Origin of the sequence: Maledivibacter halophilus (assembly GCF_900167445.1) — a bacterium.
Taxonomy (GTDB): domain Bacteria; phylum Bacillota; class Clostridia; order Peptostreptococcales; family Caminicellaceae; genus Maledivibacter; species Maledivibacter halophilus.
On sequence record NZ_FUZT01000002.1, the window covers coordinates 1 to 17,276 of the forward strand.

At 30.4% G+C, this 17,276-nt stretch carries 12 protein-coding genes and 1 pseudogene; 12 read left to right on the forward strand and 1 reads right to left on the reverse strand.

Annotated elements, in window-relative coordinates; translation table 11 throughout:
* From B5X81_RS04115 to B5X81_RS04125, 3 genes and pseudogenes are all read left to right on the forward strand, one after another.
* Nucleotides 1-219: pseudogene (locus B5X81_RS04115) on the forward strand (group II intron reverse transcriptase/maturase); the annotation flags it as partial.
* Nucleotides 220-423: 204 nt separating this feature from the next.
* Nucleotides 424-1,836, forward strand: a complete 1,413-nt coding sequence (locus B5X81_RS04120; protein ID WP_079489618.1) for a sodium:solute symporter family protein — start codon at nucleotides 424-426, stop codon at nucleotides 1,834-1,836.
* A 92-nt stretch (nucleotides 1,837-1,928) separates the two neighbouring features.
* The gene (locus B5X81_RS04125; RefSeq protein ID WP_079489619.1) at nucleotides 1,929-3,218 is read left to right on the forward strand and encodes a lactate racemase domain-containing protein; all 1,290 of its coding nucleotides are present in this window, start codon (nucleotides 1,929-1,931) and stop codon (nucleotides 3,216-3,218) included.
* Between the two features lie 143 nt (nucleotides 3,219-3,361).
* On the opposite strand, the gene B5X81_RS04130 is transcribed toward B5X81_RS04125, so the two are convergent.
* Entirely contained in the window at nucleotides 3,362-4,387 is a 1,026-nt protein-coding gene (locus tag B5X81_RS04130) for a patatin-like phospholipase family protein (RefSeq protein ID WP_079489621.1), read from the reverse strand.
* A gap of 271 nt (nucleotides 4,388-4,658) precedes the next feature.
* Here B5X81_RS04130 and nhaC point away from each other — a divergent pair, with 271 nt between their 5' ends.
* The 9 genes from nhaC (at nucleotide 4,659) to B5X81_RS04175 (ending at nucleotide 17,152) form a co-directional block, all read left to right on the forward strand.
* A complete protein-coding gene (gene nhaC / locus B5X81_RS04135; RefSeq protein WP_139380244.1) occupies nucleotides 4,659-6,062 on the forward strand; it encodes a Na+/H+ antiporter NhaC in 1,404 nt (467 codons plus the stop codon).
* 124 nt (nucleotides 6,063-6,186) lie between these two features.
* Nucleotides 6,187-8,235 carry an ATP-binding protein gene (locus tag B5X81_RS04140; protein ID WP_079489622.1) on the forward strand — a complete coding sequence of 683 codons (2,049 nt, stop codon included), beginning with the start codon at nucleotides 6,187-6,189 and terminating at the stop codon, nucleotides 8,233-8,235.
* Nucleotides 8,226-9,587, forward strand: coding sequence for a sigma-54-dependent transcriptional regulator (locus tag B5X81_RS04145; RefSeq protein ID WP_079489624.1), 1,362 nt, complete (start codon nucleotides 8,226-8,228; stop codon nucleotides 9,585-9,587). Before B5X81_RS04140 ends, B5X81_RS04145 begins: the two co-directional genes overlap by 10 nt.
* A 37-nt stretch (nucleotides 9,588-9,624) precedes the next feature.
* Nucleotides 9,625-10,173, forward strand: coding sequence for a gamma carbonic anhydrase family protein (locus B5X81_RS28335; protein ID WP_079489625.1), 549 nt, complete (start codon nucleotides 9,625-9,627; stop codon nucleotides 10,171-10,173).
* Nucleotides 10,174-10,263: 90 nt separating this feature from the next.
* Complete coding sequence (locus B5X81_RS04155) at nucleotides 10,264-12,138, forward strand: sigma 54-interacting transcriptional regulator (RefSeq protein WP_079489627.1); 1,875 nt, start codon at nucleotides 10,264-10,266, stop codon at nucleotides 12,136-12,138.
* Between the two features lie 309 nt (nucleotides 12,139-12,447).
* Nucleotides 12,448-13,488 carry a threonine aldolase family protein gene (locus B5X81_RS04160; protein WP_079489628.1) on the forward strand — a complete coding sequence of 347 codons (1,041 nt, stop codon included), beginning with the start codon at nucleotides 12,448-12,450 and terminating at the stop codon, nucleotides 13,486-13,488.
* Between the two features lie 60 nt (nucleotides 13,489-13,548).
* Nucleotides 13,549-14,796: a dicarboxylate/amino acid:cation symporter gene (locus tag B5X81_RS04165; RefSeq protein WP_079489630.1), complete on the forward strand. Its 1,248-nt coding sequence runs from the start codon at nucleotides 13,549-13,551 to the stop codon at nucleotides 14,794-14,796.
* A gap of 264 nt (nucleotides 14,797-15,060) precedes the next feature.
* Nucleotides 15,061-15,711 (forward strand): DUF4397 domain-containing protein, encoded by a 651-nt coding sequence (locus B5X81_RS04170; protein ID WP_244281998.1) that lies wholly within the window; start codon nucleotides 15,061-15,063, stop codon nucleotides 15,709-15,711.
* Between the two features lie 133 nt (nucleotides 15,712-15,844).
* Nucleotides 15,845-17,152 (forward strand): hypothetical protein, encoded by a 1,308-nt coding sequence (locus tag B5X81_RS04175; RefSeq protein WP_079489631.1) that lies wholly within the window; start codon nucleotides 15,845-15,847, stop codon nucleotides 17,150-17,152.
* The last annotated feature ends 124 nt before the right edge of the window (nucleotides 17,153-17,276 follow it).

The following is a 17,276-nucleotide window of genomic DNA, read 5'->3' on the forward strand; positions in this document are numbered from 1 at the left end:
AGAATGATAAAGATGAAGCAATGGAAAACATATAAGGCAATGCATAAAGAAATGAGAAAACAAGGAATCAAAGGCAGTGGGGAGAAGATGGCAGTTACAAAGTGGAAAAATTCAAATGTTCACATCATACACATGCTACTTCCCAACAAACTGTTTGAAGAACTTGGACTCATTGATTTAACAAAATACGAAGTTGGATTGTTGTCGAACTATTATTAGTTTACGAGAAATTTCAGGAGCCGGATACGGCAAACGTAAGTCCGGTTCTGTGAGAGCAAAGAAAATAGGATTAATTATCCTATTTTCTAGCTACTCGATATATATAAGATTTAAAACATCTTTATTTATGACATGTCACCCAAAAATCCTAAATAGGTGTGTACAGCTTATTGGGAACCTACAAAACTTTAAGAGGTGAATAAAATGAATCTACCATTAATAATTGTTGTTTGCTATATAATTGGATTATTTGCTATAAGTATTTATGCCAGAAAACTTGCTGCAAAGGGTTCTGAGAACTTTATACTAGCCGGAAGAAAACTTACCACTCCACTAATAGCTGTTACTGTTACTGGCCTTGCCATAGGTGGAGCATCGACTATTGGTGTGGCAGAAAGAGCTTATAATGTAGGTTTAGCTGCTGGATGGTACAATGTTGCATGGGGATTAGGAGCTATAGTTATGGGAGTAGTTGCTGCTGCCAAATATAGAAAGCTTAATATATCCACTGTACCTGAATTATTTGAAAGATTCTATGATGTAAAGGGCCATATTATTTGTGTACTTAGTCAAATAGTTATACTTTTAGTAATAACTTCCTTGCAATATGTTGCAGGAGGAGCTATACTTGCTTCATTATTACCGAATATATTTACATTAAAGACTGGAATGATTATGAGTGCTGTCGTTTTTATAGGAATTACTTTTATAGGTGGTATGTGGTCAGCAGGACTTTCTAATATTTTAAATGTGGCTTTAATATATGTAGGTACTATATTTGCAGCTATCTCAACTCTTACTTCTCAAGGGGGATTAAATAATATAGCCTTAAAATTGCCTGCAGATGTTGCATACTTACATCCAATAAAGGGATTAGGATTAGGAATTATAATGGGTTGGTGTGCAGTAATGGTAACACAAACTATGTCGCTGCAAGCCACTGTTCAGATTGCTTGTGGAGCAAAGAGCGAAAAGCAGGCTAAAAAAGGATTTATTATAGGTGGACTTATGATGATTCCTATAGGGTTTTTAGCGGCTCTTATGGGAATAGCTGCAAAGGTTGCTTATCCAGATATAAGTGCAACTATGGCACTTCCTAAAATAATAATGTCCTTAAATCCTATTATGGCAGGTATAACCTTAGCTGCCCTGTGGGCAGCCGATGTTTCTACTGCTTGTAATCTTCTTTTAGGTACTTCTACTTTATTTTCCCAGGATATTTATAAGAGATTTATAAATCCAAATGTAGATGATAATAAGTTTATGATAATAAGTAAGATTACTGTTATATTTTTAGGGTTATTAACCTTTGGATTATCTTTAACAATTGTTGGCATACTAAAAACATTACTTGTTGCTTTAAGTTTAACTACAGCCTTTACTGTAACATTTCTTTTTACAATATTTGCACCTGGTTTATGCAGGAAAAATTCTGCCTTCTATACAATGATAGTAGGTATATCAGTTCTTGTTTTATGGCAGTTGTTCCCACAAATAAGAATATTCTCCCATGTTATATATTTAGAGTGGATAGCTTGTATAGGAACTTTCTTATTGGTGGCTGTATTAGATTCAGTGAAAACTGTTGATCTTGATAGAACTAAGGAAGTAGCATAATTGATAGAAGAAATTGCATAATTATCTCTATCTTGATTTGTAAAAATTCTATAAGAATTAAAATGATATTTATTTAGAAGGGAAAAAGGATTATGAAAGAGTATAAAATGAAGTATGGAAAAGAAAAAGTTAATCTTTGTTTAAATGAAGAAAATTTGATGGGAGTTATAGAAAGTAATAAAATAGATAATAAAAAATCTGAAGAAGAAGTAATATTAAATGCACTTGAAAATCCCATAGATAGTCCTAAGCTTTGTGATATAGTAAATGAAGGAGAGAAGATATGTATAGTAATATCTGATATAACTAGAGCATGGCAGAAAATGGGAGCATATCTTCATTACATTGTGGATGAATTAAATAAGGGTGGAGTTTCTGATGAAGATATTGTATTTTTGAGTGCTACTGGATCTCATAGAAAACAAAGTAAAGAAGAACATGATATTTTATTAGGAGAAAAATTGGCTGATAGATTTGAAGTTATAGACCATGACTGTTTAGATAAAGAGAATCTGGTTTATCTAGGTAAAACCTCCTTTGGAACTCCAGTTGAGATTAATAGGATAGCTATGGGCTGTGATCATATAATCCTTACTGGAGCCATAGTATTCCATCTATTAGCTGGATGGGGAGGAGGAAAAAAATCTATACTGCCAGGAATTTCGAGCTATGATTCCATAATGAAAAATCATTCTATGTCACTTAATCCCGAAATGGGAAGTGGATCTAATCCAGAGGCTAGAAGTGGTAAAGTTAAAAATAATCCTATACATGAGGATATGCTTGAGGCTGCAGAGTTTGTAAAGCCATCATTTCTATTTAATGTTATTATGGATTCCAAGGGAAATATTACTAGAGCTGTGGCTGGAAACTATATTAAGGCCCATGAAGAAGGATGTAGAATAGTAGACGAAATAGATGGAGTAAGCATTAATGAAAAGGCTGATATGGTAATTGCCACTGCAGGAGGATATCCAAAGGATATAAATTTCTATCAGACAATAAAGACAGTAATAAATGCTAAAGAAGCAGTAAAAAAAGATGGGGTTATGATAATTTTAAGTGAGTGTAGTGATGGATTTGGAAATGACCCAATAAGAGAAATAATACAAAATTATAGTTCCCTGGAGGATAGAGAAAGGGCATTAAGAGAAAATTATTCAATAGCCAAATATATAGGTTATTATGTAACGGAAGTAGCTGAGAACCATTTATTTATATTAGTATCTAAATTAGCTCCAAAGGCGGTATCAATGGCCAATATAAATGTAGTTAAAACTGCAGATGAAGCATTGAAAATGGCTTATAAAGTCAAGGGTAAAAACCTAAAAACCTATTTAATGCCCCAAGGGGCCAATACTTTTCCTAAATTAAGAGAGTAGTGAAGGGCTGTGGGTGAATATAGATTTTTGATTAAAAGTAGATTTTAAACAAAAAGGCATTCTATCAAAATCTTTGAATTACTTAGATTTGATAAAATGTCTTTTTCCATTTTAAGGATTCCTTTTATATTTCCCAACAGTCCCTAATAAAAGTTGTTTAAAGAGATTCTATTTTGAAAATATTTTTTTGCTGCTTTATAACCTTGATTATATAAAAAATTATATGTTTTATCACCGGTAGTTATATCAAAATTTGTAGAAGATACATTTTTTGTATCGATTTCAATAGATCTCATTTTATCTTTAGGACTTTGATTATAGATATCCTCTTGAACCTTCATAAATGATTTGAACAGATTTTCTATATATTCTAATAAATTATTTATTTCATTATATTTTGGTTGACTAATAAACTTTGCTCCCAATGTCTGTATATTTATGCCATTAATTATATTGTCCATAAAATAATTGGAATCAAATAAATTTATAGGATAATTTCGCATAATTCCACCGTCGGAAAATACATGAGATATTGAATTTTTATAGGACATATCTTTATTAATTTCTATTGATTCAAAAAAGAGAGGAATAGACATAGAAATCCTAACAGCTTCAGCCACTTCCATATCAGGAGTGGTTTCATAGGAAAATAGCATTGAAGAGTTAGTAGATATATCTGTACCAATGATATATAAATCTAAAAAAGGTCTCTGATTTACATGAATATAAGGAGTTTTAAAATCCTTAAATGTATAGGGGGGAAGTTTTTTAGAACTATCAAATTGATCTGCAATTTGTTTTTTTATCCATTTGTAAAAATATTCACTGGAAAACCACCCGTAATTCTTTATTAATCTATATATACAATCAATATCTCCAAATATTTTTTCTATTTCTTTTTTTATAGCATGAGGGATGATTTTCAAATCAGAATGTTCACCATTTTGTGGGATTTTTTTATAATCTAATGTATCAGCTATTTTTTTCATTTCATTAAAAGGTAATGAAAAACTGGTTAAACATGTTGTAATAGCTCCTGCCGATGTTCCTGCCACTTTTGTTATATTTTGTAATATACCCTTATTGTACAAATAATCTAGCACCCCTAAATAAGCTATTCCCAGTACTCCTCCTCCTTCAAAAACCAAGTTTTTATAATTATAATCCACAATATCACCTCATATATTATTTATAGCATAATATTCAGAAATGAATTTTGCTGTGAATTTTGAAAAAAATTTCAATTTAAATTGAAATTTTTTTCAAAAATACAAATTATTTAATTATTTATCTAATAAATGAAAGTTTATAAATTCTTTGAATTAGCCCAATATAAGGTAATTTAGTAAAAAGTATGAATTTTGGCATTTTTCTTGCTTGTATATAAATTTGAAATGCTTGCTTAAGATAATAAGCAAAAAAATTAAAGGAGGAAGTAAATTGAAAGCTAGAAAACCTTATATTTATGAAGCTATACTATCTTTTGTTTTCTTAATTGTAGTAATGGGAATAGGTATTGCAGTATTTGGTTCCGATCCCCATATACCTATGCTTATAGGTACTGCTTTTGCTGCACTAATTGCATTGAAAATCGGTTATTCATGGAAAGAAATTGAAAAAAGCATGTTTGAAGGAATAAGCCAAGCACTACAAGCCATTATTATTCTTGCAATTATTGGTGTATTAATAGGGGTATGGCTTTTAGCAGGGGTTGTTCCAACTATGATTTATTATGGACTACAAATTTTATCTCCTAAAATTTTCTTGTTTGCAACAGTCATTATTTGTTCTATAACTTCCCTTGCAACAGGAACATCATGGGGCACAGCTGGAACAATAGGTATAGCTCTGATGGGAGTATCACAAGGGTTAGGAATTCCAGCACCCATAGCTGCAGGTGCTATTATATCAGGAGCTTACTTTGGGGATAAAATGTCTCCACTTTCTGATACAACTAACCTTGCCCCCGCAATGGCAGGAACTGATGTATTTACCCATGTGAAATTTATGATGAAACCTACAATTATTTCATATGGAATTACTCTAGTATTTTTCCTGATAATTGGTTTTAGATATGGAAATGTAAATGTAGATATGACTAGTATAGAAATTATGAAGGACGGTATGAAAAACTCTTTTAATATATCTCCTCTACTTTTAATTCCCCCTATAGTAGTAATTGTTTCTATTTCCAGGAAAATGCCTGCTATTCCAGGGATATTTATAGGAATAGTTTTAGGTGCAATATTGGCTCCAATTTATCAAGGAGCAAATTTTGGTGATATACTGAGTTCTAGCTTCAGTGGTTATGTAAGTCAAACTGGGCTTGAATCCATTGATGAACTTCTTTCTGCCGGGGGCTTGGAAGGCATGATGTATTCAATTTCATTGACTATTATTGCAATGATGTTTGGAGGTATCATGGAAAAAACTGGTCAGCTTGAAGTTATCGTTAATAAGTTAATTAGTAAAGTAAAGAGTATTCCGGGATTAATTTCATTGACAATAGCCACTTGTATAGGCAGCAATATGACAATGCCTGAACAATATATTTCAGTTGTTGTACCTGGTAGAATGTATGCTCAGGCTTACGCTGATAGGAAGCTTCATCCTAAAACATTGTCAAATGCTTTGGAATCAGCTGGAACATTGACTTCTGCTTTAATTCCTTGGAATACATGTGGGGCATTTTTATATGGAGTGTTAGGAGTTCCTACAATTATGTATGCCAAGTGGGCGGTATTTAACTATCTTACACCAATTGTAGTTATCGCACTGAGTTTTGTGGGAGTGACAGTTGCAAAACTAGATTCTGACTCGAAAGCCAGTGATAAAGTTAGTTAAGGGTTAAATGAATATATTTGATTGTAGGATTTCCCAAAATGATTTGAAAGTTGAATAAATTAAAAAGAATAGATATACTAAAATCAGAGGAAAAACTCTGATTCTTTTTTTAAAGGAGATTTAAATGAAGAGACGATTTATAATATTTTTTATATTAGTACTTATATTTTTTATATTATATGCTAATAAATATTTGGAATTAGAGCATAATGCAAATATTTTAGAATATATTAATCTATCTTCTGGTCTTACAAATGATGAAATTGAGATACTTAATAAATATCAGCCATTGATCCATGGAGGAAATATAAATGAACCTCCCCTTGGTATGTATTATGAAGAAAATAGACAATATATGGGTTTTGTTGTGGACTATATAAATGCACTCTCAATTGAGCTTGGCGTTCCAATTATTTCTAAGCCTATGGTGTGGAATGAAGCCCTTGAAGCATTAGAGGAAGGCAGAACTGATTTATGTGACATGACTCCTTCTTCTGAAAGAGCCAAATCCTTTGTTTTTTCTAATCCCATATACAGACTTAGGGGATTAATAGTAGTAAAAAATTTTAATAATAAAATTCATGATTTATATGATTTAGATAATATTAGAGTTGCAGTTCAGGAAAAAGATTATTCAATAGAATATATTAATTCAAAAGGAGTTAATCCAAATTTTGTTTTTGCAGATAATCTTTATGAAGCCTTGAATTTATTGTATAACAATGAGGTTGATGCTGTTGTAGGAGATGAACCGGGAATCAGATATTATATGAATGAACTGCATTACATGGGCGATTATCGTATTATAGAAGAGCCATTTTATGATGATGTATGTGCTATAGCTGTATCAAAAGAACAAAAGGACCTTATAAAAGTTATAAATAAAGCTATTTTTAATATAAAAAGAAAGGGAATAGACAGAAAAATAGAAATTAAATGGTTAGGTCATACTACTTTTTTAAGTGAAAATAAATTTAATGAAAAAATAAAGCTTAATCTATTAATGTTTTTGATTCTTTCCATGATTATTGTATATTTAGTTTATCTTTGGAATAGAAGCCTTAAACTGTTGGTTGATTCTAGAACTAAAGAATTGCAAATTATGAAGAATGAATTAGAAGTAACCTTTGATGGGATAGAAAACTTTTTAATTGTTTTAGGCAAGGATTTAAGAGTAAAAAATATAAATAATCCATTTTTGAAATACTTAGAAGGAGATAAAGAATTAATTTTAAATTCTTTATTTATGGAGATATTACTGCTTTGGGATTTTGAAAACCAAAATGAAAATTTAATATATAGATTACTTACTTGTTATGATGAATGTAATAAATTTGATATTCAAAAAAAATATGAAGTTAAAAGCAGAGGAAGACTATTTCAAGTTTCAATTTATCCATTAGAAAGAAACAAGTCCCAGGTAGTGAATATTTTAATAATGATTTCCGATATTACTAATATGAGAATTCAAGAGCAAAAGCTTATTCATTCCAATAAGATGGAAACAATCGGTCGGTTGGCGGCGGGGATGGCCCATGAGCTAAGAAATCCTTTAGGAGTAATTAGAAATTCTACTTTTATTCTACATGATGAATATAAGGAAAAAGATAAATTAAAGACGATGGCAATAGAAGCAATAGATAATTCAGTAGATAGAGCAAGTAAGATTATTGGAAATCTATTAAAATCTTCAAGATTGACTAACGATAAAAAAGAATGGACTAATCTTAAGGATTTGATTGGAGAAGTAATAAATCTATATAATAAACCTTTATATGAACAAAATATTAAACTGGATATTTTTTGCAAGGAAGATATAGTGATATATATTAATAGTGAATCATTAAAACACATCCTTATGAATCTGATTCATAATGCTATTGATGCCATGGAAGAAGGAGGAATATTAGAAATACAATGCCTTTGTAATGTTAAAAACATTGAGATTAAAATTAAGGACAATGGAATAGGAATAGAAGAAGAAATGCTTGATAAGATATTTGATCCCTTTTATACTACTAAGGATATAGGCAAAGGAACGGGTTTAGGATTGTATATAGCTTATTCAGAGACTGAGAAAATAGATGGGAATATTAAGGTGATTAGCGAAGGAAATGAAGGAACTACTTTTATTATTGATATTCCATATGGGAGTGAAGATGTATGGCAGTAGAGTTAAAACTCTTGGTAGTAGATGATGAAAAGGATTTTCGAAATCTTCTTAGGGTTATTCTTGAAAGAGAAGGATATCTAACGGATATTGCTGAAAATGGTAATATAGCAATTGATATGATTAAAAAAAATCACTATGATGTTGTTCTAACAGATATGAAAATGAATGGAATTGACGGGATGCAGCTTTTGGAATATATAAAGACATTTGATGAAAAAATTGAATGTATTATAATTACTGGTTTTGGAAGTGTAAAGAATGCTGTTGAGGCTATGAAAAAAGGAGCCTTTTCATATTTTATTAAAAGCAATAATCCTCAGGAATTATTATTTGATATTGAAAAAATATCTAAAATAAAATCCTTAAGTGATCAGAATAATCTATTAAAAGATGAAATTGGAAAACAAAATTATATATTAAAGTCAAAAAACCATGATTTTCAAAAGACTATAAAATATGCTAAAAAAGTTGCCACAACAGATTCTAATGTTTTAATTCTAGGAGAATCAGGAGTAGGGAAAGAGGTTGTTGCAAGATTTATTCATAAATGCAGTAACCGTAAAAATGAAATATTTATGGCTGTAAACTGTCATTCTTTCTCAGATTCTTTACTGGAGGACGAGTTGTATGGACATGAAAAAGGAGCTTTTACTGGCTCATATCATATGAGAAAAGGTAGGTTTGAAGCTTCTGACAAAGGTACACTTTTCCTTGATGAAATAGGTGATATACCAGCATCAACTCAAATCAAAATTCTAAGAAATATTGAAAATAAGGAAATTGAAAGAATAGGAAATAATAAATCAATTAAAATTGATTTTAGATTGATTTGTGCTACAAATAAAGATATTAAAAGTGAAATTTATAAAGGTCGATTCAGAAAAGATTTATATTATAGAATTAGTACTGTAATACTGGAGATACCTCCACTTAGACGAAGAAAAGAAGATTTGCCAATACTTATTGACTTTTTCTTAAAAAGAGCTCAAAAGGATTTAAAAAAGAAAGTAAAGGGATTAGATGAAGATTTAATGAATGTTTTATTAAATTATAATTATCCAGGCAATGTAAGAGAATTGAGAAATATTATTGAAAGATTAGTAGTTATAGCTGAAAACGATAAATTAACCTTAAGAGATGTTAGTGGTTATGATGTTTTTTCAGATTCAAGATTTCTAAATAATAAGAAATCATTAAAGGAAGTCAGGCAGTTTGCTGAACGTAGTCATATTATAAAGATTTTAGAATCCTATGACTTTGATATAAATAAAACTGCAGAGATTTTGCAGATTACAAGCAGACAGCTATATAATAAAATTAATGAATACAATATTGTAATTAGGAAAAATTAGAGTAAGCTTTATAATAGGAAAGGAGAAGGAATCATACATGATTAAAGAATTTGAAGGAATTAGACCTGTACTGGATGAAAAAACATTTGTAGCTGATGGTGCAAAAATAATTGGTGATGTTACCATGAAGGAGTTTGCTAGCATATGGTTTAATACAGTTGTAAGGGGGGATGTAAATCGTATTGAGATTGGGCGGTATACCAATATTCAGGATAATAGTGTTATACATGTTGCTGATAAATTTCCAACTATTATAGGGGATTTTGTTACAGTAGGCCACAATGCGACTTTACATGGATGCACTATTGAAGAACATTGCCTCATTGGTATGAGTACCACTGTGTTAAATGGTGCTGTTGTTGGCAAGGGGAGTATAATTGCAGCAGGAGCATTAGTCAGAGAAAATCAAATTATACCACCTAATTCCCTTGTGGTAGGTGTACCGGGTAAAGTTATTAAGACTTTAAATGAACAGTGGGACAGTATACATGCCCAGGCACTAAAATATAAGACACTATGGACAGAGCGCTATAAAATAATGCCAAAGGCAGGTGGAGAAAGATATAAGGGGGAAAAAATTATATAGATTATAGTTTATATTGTTTTAAAATAAATATCTAAATTTTGGAGAAAAATATCAAATGTTCTAAATAGATAATAGCAAAGGGAGAAAAACATGAAATATATATGCTATGCAGCTTTTAGTGAAGACTTTGTAATACTTGCAGAAAAAATATTTAAAAAACTAGGTGAAAGTAAAAATGTAGATATTCGAGTTTGGGATCCTCAAAAACCCCAAGAAGTTGTTGACGATGGAATAAAGGTTATTATGGCCCGTGGTGGTACTGGAATAAGAATAAGAAACACTCTTGATCTACCAGTTGTTGAAATTCCAATTCCCTTTGAAGATATAATGAAGACTTTACTCAAGGCTAGTAAAATAGGAAAAAATATTGGAGTAATTGGTTATAACAATTTATTAAAAGGATTAGATCTATTAAATCCACTATTAAATATTAATATAAAACAAAGATTTGCAAATGATGAAATTGAAATGAAAAAGCAGATACAAAAATTTAAAGATGAAGGGATAGATGTAATAGTAGGTGGTCTGCTTCAAACTTATATAGCAAAAGAACTTAATATGAATTATGTTAGAATTGATTTAAGTGAAAAGTCATTGGAATATGCATATAATGAAGCAAAGGTAATATTAGAAACTATTCGCTTTAATACTAGAAAAAATGAAGAGCTAAATGCAATATTGAATCATACTAAGGAAGGTTATGTTGCCATTGATAAAGAAGGAAAAATAACTTTAATAAATAAAAGAGCATTGCAGCTGATCCCAGAATATGAAAAGCAGCCTATCGGCACCCCGCTTGTAAACGTATTCCCAGAGTTTGGTGGTTTGCTAAATGTCTTGAAATCTGGAAAAGAGATTTTACATGAAACCACTTGTTTAAAAAGCACAAATATTCTTTATAATTTTATTCCTTTAAAGCTTGATAATAATGAGGTCATAGGAGGGATAGCCACATTTAACGATAGCAATACAATTACTAAGGGCGAATATAAAATAAGAAATAAATTATTGAGTAAAGGACTATATGCAACATATGAATTCAATCATATAAAAGGTAAGAGCAAGGCCATAAAGGAGTCTATAAATATTGCTAAAAAATTTGCAGATGCAGATTCAACTGTATTAATAATGGGAGAAACAGGAGTTGGAAAGGAATTATTTGCTCAAAGTATACATAATATGAGTTCAAGAAAATTTGGACCCTTTGTAGCTTTAAACTGTGCATCCCTTCCAGAAAGCATCTTAGAAAGTGAATTATTCGGATATGAAGAGGGGGCCTTTACAGGAGCTAAAAAAAATGGAAAAGCTGGCTTATTTGAATTGGCCCATAAAGGTACTATTTTTTTAGATGAAATAAGTGAAATGCCTTTAACATTACAAGGAAGATTTTTAAGAATTTTGCAAGAAAGAAAAGTAATGAGGCTTGGAGGTGACCAGATTATACCTATAGATGTGCGTGTAATATCTGCAACAAATAGGGAGATCAAGGATTTGGTTACGGAAAATAAATTTAGGCATGATTTATTTTATAGATTAAATGTTTTAACTTTAGTTATACCTCCACTTAGAGATAGAAAAGAAGATATTTATGAATTAGCAAAAGAATTTTTAGAAAATTATTCTAAAAATAAGGAAATTAGCTTCTCAAAAGATGCCAGAAAAGCTTTACAAACATATAAATGGCCGGGAAATATTAGACAGCTTAGAAATTTTATTGAAAAACTTAGCATAATAAATACAGTAGATATGATTAATGCAAATATAATAAATAAAATGATATCCGATTATGAACCTGATTTCGAAGAGATAAGGGAAACTAAATATAGTAACTCTAAAGCATGTATTACAAAAGAAGAAATAGAAAATGCTTTAGGGTTTACCAAGGGAAATAAAACTAAGGCAGCTAATAATTTGGGGATACATAGAAGCACTCTTTGGAGACTTATAAAGAAATATAGCATTTAAATAATGTTGCAAAAGTGTTGCTTGTGTTTCGATTGAAACATAAGCAACACTTTTATTGTTCGGAAATAGAAATATTATCTTATGATGTGTTAAATTTATAACTATTAGTATAAAGGCGTTTCAAGCTATTTTTATTTTACATTTTGAATTATGGCACAATTATTGCTCTATCTAATTTAAACTGTTGTGCTAGTAAATCAAATTTTTTTCTAAAATATAACTTAGGAAATATTAAAACTCCCCATATAGGAACTAGCACAACGAGTTAACTTATGTATTATATATAATTTGACATCGAGGAGGATTCATATGATTGATTTAAGAAGCGATACCTTAAGCCTGCCGGAAGAAGAAATGTTAAAAACAATTTTGCATGCTAAACTTGGTGACGATGGAAGAACAAATGAAAATGGAAGAGGTGAAGATTTAACTGTAAATGAACTTGAAGATTTTGCTGCTAAGCTGACTGGAAAAGATGGATCTATACTATTTTCTTCAGGAACTTTAGCAAATACAACCGCTATATTAACCTATTGTAATCCAAATGACAAAGTTCTTGTTGATGAAATACAGCATATTTATAAAAGTGAAAAAGTTGTATTTGAAAAAAGTCTTGGACAATTAATTCCTGTTACTTATAAACTAAATAAAAGAAAAACTCCAGATATAAATGATATTAGAAATTTATTAAATGAAAATAATATTAAACTTTTATGCATAGAAAATCCCCATAATTTTGCTGGTGGTACATGTATTAATCTGGAAGAATTAAAAGAGATATATAAACTTGCTAAAGAATTTAATGTTCATGTACATATGGATGGTGCAAGATTATTTAATGCTGTAGTAAGTCTAGGTGTAAAAGCAGAGGATATATGTAAGTACGTAGATTCTGTTATGTTTTGTTTATCTAAGGGATTAGGTGCACCTATTGGTTCCCTTTTATGCGGAAATAAAGATTTTATAAAAAAAGCAAGAATAAAAAGAAAATTATTAGGGGGGAATATGAGACAGGCTGGAATAATAGCAGCTCCAGGACTATATGCTCTTCAGAACAATATTGATACATTAAAGCAAGATCATGAAAACGCCAGATATGTTGTTGACAATCTTAAAGACTTAAAAAAAACAAAGGTTCAAAAGGATGTACAAACAAATATAGTTATGCTGGATATAAGAGAAACCGGTTTGACTGCTGAAAAATATTGTGCAATTGCAAAAGAAAAAGGTCTATTAATTCGTTCGGTATTAGGAGGGAATAAAGTTCGTTTGGTTTTTTATAGAGGAATTAGTCGCAATGATACAATTATTGCAGCAAAAATTATTAAGGATATAGATAGTTTAATATAATTTTGATAACTTAAATTGTATGCAAAATATTATCAATAATATATGAAAGGTTGGGTTTATATGAAGATAGGTGGAAAGAAAATTGGTTTAACAACACAAGTTTTTCTTGCTATGATTGTAGGAGCTATTCTAGGACTTCTTATCGGAGAACCTATGACCAAATTAGGGTTCATTGGGACAATTTGGCTTAATTGCATTAAGATGATTGTTGTACCTATGGTTATTGTTACTATTATTACAGGTATTACTTCCCAAAAGGATGTTAAGTCTTTAGGACGTATTAGTGTAAGAATAATGGCTTATTATATTTTTTCCACACTGATTGCCTGTGCCATAGGATTAACTGTGGCTTTAATTATTAAACCTGGGACAATAGCTAATTTTACAGGACTGGCTTCAAAGGAAATCACTGGTTCTACTGATATTACCGTTGCAGATTTTTTTACAAGTATGTTTTCAGCAAATATGTTTAAGACCTTTTCAGAAGGTAATATTTTACAGACCCTAATCATTTCTGTTATGATAGGAATTGCAATTTTAAGAATGAAAAATGAAAAGTTCAAAACAACTGTAGTTAACGGATTTAATGCACTTGGGGAAATGGTTTTTTCACTTATTGGAATGATTATGATTGCATCACCAATAGGAGTATTTTTCTTGATGGCCGATTCATTTGGCAAATATGGTGCAAGTATTTTTACTAGTATGGCAACCCTAGCAGGTACCTATTATCTGGCTTGTATTGTTCAAATAATCTTGGTTTACGGTGGAGTAGTATGGTTAACAGCAGGAATTAATCCCATTAAGTTTATAAAAGATAGTGCTGAATTATGGATTTATACAATTTCTACATGTAGTAGTGTGGCTTCCATCCCCATAAATATTAAAGTGGCTAAAGAAAAATTTGGTGTTCCTGAAAGAATATCCGGTTTTACTATTCCTTTAGGTTCTCAAATGAATTATGATGGTAGTGTAATATTATATGGTAGTGTTATTGTGTTTATCAGTCAAGTAGTAGGAGTACCAATTACTCTAGGTGTTATGCTTAAAGTTATATTCCTATCAGCAATTTTATCTACTGGCGGTGGTGGAATTCCAGGAAGTGGTATTGTTAAATTGCTTGTTATGGTTCAAGCCTTTGGACTTCCAACTGAAATCGTTGGTATTATTGCTGCATTCTATCGTTTATTCGATATGGGAACAACTACTAATAACTGCTTGGGAGACTTAGCAGGAACTGTATTTGTTTCAAAACTAGAAGAAAAAACTATTGAAAAGAACAATAGAAAAATGGCTGAAGCCAATTAATTGATAAACTTGCATAATTAACATTATTAATTTTAAAATTCTTTACATCTGTTATGCAATTTCATCAATTATTTAAGGAAATTCTATAATTATTTCTTATAAGAACTATTTAATATGTTTAGATTTTACTAAATGCTGGGTAAAAAAACCCAGCATTTTAACTTTGATGAGAGAAATATATAAGAATTTATAAAATTATTATATTCACAAATTTCATATATCTTCATATTGTAATAGTATCTAGGAAATGGAAGGGGAAAAGAAATGATACCATATTATCCGTATATGCCTATGAATTTACAAAGAGCATGTAGGAGAACTACACCAAATTCTTATATAAGATTATTTCATGCTTCACCTAATGCGCCAGCTGTAGATATTTATGCTAATGGAGACCTTATTGTACAGAATCTTTCATATAAAAATTTCTCGAAATATCTACCGGTTGCTCCAGGAAATTATAACATTCAAATCTATCCAGCAGGTAATACTACAAATGAAGTTTTAAATACAGATTTATATATTCCCCAAGGAACAATTTTTAATGCAGCGGTTGTTGGAGAGCTTCCTAATATAAGTTTATATCCTATACCTGAGCCCTATACTGGACAAAATTTTGGCAGACCATGTATTAGATTTATTCATTTATCTCCAAATGCTCCAGCTGTGGATATAGTATTATCCAATGGCAGTAAGGTATTTAATAATGTAGGTTATAAGGATATTACAGATTATGTTTGTATTCCTTCTGGCACCTATACTTTCCAGGTGCAACCTACAGGAAGCGATGATGTAGTTTTAACAATTCCAGATGTTCGATTGAAGCCTAATAATTATTATACTGTTTATGCTGTTGGATTAGTTGGTGAAACTCCAGAATTAGAAGCCATATTGGCTCCAGAACCAAGGCAATGAAGCTTTATATATTGAAAACAGATGGTTTTAATAAGAACCATCTGTTTTTTTATTTTTAATATTTTATATTGTTGACAGTATATAAGCATAGCTATATGCTAATTATATAAAGATCAAAGGATGTGTTGAAAAGTTGAATTTAAAAATAGCTGTAATTGGTTCTGAAGACACAGTAGACAGAATATTGGAAGTTACTAAGGAATTTGAAGGGAAAGCAGAATTTATGCCCTTTAAATATAAAGATAAGTCTCAAACTATTGAGTATACAAAAGAGATTCAGAAAAATTCAGATGCAATTATTTTTTCAGGGGAGGCACCTTATACAATAGCCTTAAATGCAGGGGTTATAAAAAAACCTTCAGTTTATGTTCCAAGAAAAGGGACAAGCCTTTATAAAGTGCTTTGGAAAATGAGAGATGATAATATTGATATTAAAAGAATAAGTACAGAAATTTTGTCAACTGAAGAAGTTGTGGAGACCATGGAAGAATTAGAGGTTGATTTTGAAAAAATTTATAACTATGATTTTGACCATTCTTTTAAATTTGAACATAAAGAATTGGCTGATTTTCACTATAATCTTTGGAAGGATGGGAAGATAAGTGCTGCTGTGACGGGATTTACAAATATATTTTATATGCTAAAAGATAGAGGAATGCCTGTTTACAAATTATATCCTACAAAGCCTTTAATCAGGGAATATATTAATAAAGCCATATTGCTTGGAAAAGTAAAAAAGGTACAACAGTCTCAGACTGCGGTTCAAATAGTAAAGATAAGAAATCGAGGAGAAAGCTTTTCTTCAGATTATGAATTTATGATGATAAAAAATAAATTGGAAAGTAAACTTATTAAGTATACTCGCGATAACTTTGGGTCCCTGTTTCCCCTTGGAAGGGATGAATACCTTATATTTACAAATAGGGGGTCAATAGAAAATATCTACAATATATTTAATTTCCATAGTGAAATTTATATTGAGGAAGATTCTAAGATTATATTATCTTCAGGTATTGGTTTTGGAAACACTGTATATGAATCAGAAATTAATGCAAGGATAGCTTTAAGCCATTCTATAAAAAGAAACTATAATTGTACTTTTATAATGGATGAATCTAGTAATGTTTCAGGACCCTTTTCAAATGAAGAAGATAAAAGATTTACCTATGACATGTCCTCAGGGAAGAATGAAGAAATAAGAGAACTTGCAGAAAAGACTTCTTTGAGTCCTGTATATATATCAAAATTAAGGGGGCTAATTGAAAAAATTGATAGAAATATTGTGGATGCCAATGTAGTTTCCAGTTATTTAGGAATCAGTACAAGGAGTGCAAGGCGAATACTTAATGTTTTAGTAAAGTCTGGATTTGGAAAAGTAAAGCATACTGAAAGCAAGGCTAAGACTGGAAGGCCAAGGAAGATTTATGAAATTAATATATAATTTGAGACATAAAAATAATATCTGTAGAGGCTTATTTTAAAATAAGGAATAGTACAATATATTAATAATTTATATATTAAAACTAAAGCTTATTTTGAAATAAGCTTTTTTTGTCGAAAAATGA

What these genes read in the sequence shown, in the direction of transcription:
- B5X81_RS04120 (WP_079489618.1), top strand. Translation starts at nt 424, where the DNA reads ATGAATCTACCATTAATAATTGTTGTTTGCTATATAATTGGATTATTT.
- B5X81_RS04125 (WP_079489619.1), top strand. Translation starts at nt 1,929, where the DNA reads ATGAAAGAGTATAAAATGAAGTATGGAAAAGAAAAAGTTAATCTTTGT.
- B5X81_RS04140 (WP_079489622.1), top strand. Translation starts at nt 6,187, where the DNA reads ATGAAGAGACGATTTATAATATTTTTTATATTAGTACTTATATTTTTT.
- B5X81_RS04145 (WP_079489624.1), top strand. Translation starts at nt 8,226, where the DNA reads ATGGCAGTAGAGTTAAAACTCTTGGTAGTAGATGATGAAAAGGATTTT.
- B5X81_RS28335 (WP_079489625.1), top strand. Translation starts at nt 9,625, where the DNA reads ATGATTAAAGAATTTGAAGGAATTAGACCTGTACTGGATGAAAAAACA.
- B5X81_RS04155 (WP_079489627.1), top strand. Translation starts at nt 10,264, where the DNA reads ATGAAATATATATGCTATGCAGCTTTTAGTGAAGACTTTGTAATACTT.
- B5X81_RS04160 (WP_079489628.1), top strand. Translation starts at nt 12,448, where the DNA reads ATGATTGATTTAAGAAGCGATACCTTAAGCCTGCCGGAAGAAGAAATG.
- B5X81_RS04165 (WP_079489630.1), top strand. Translation starts at nt 13,549, where the DNA reads ATGAAGATAGGTGGAAAGAAAATTGGTTTAACAACACAAGTTTTTCTT.
- B5X81_RS04170 (WP_244281998.1), top strand. Translation starts at nt 15,061, where the DNA reads ATGATACCATATTATCCGTATATGCCTATGAATTTACAAAGAGCATGT.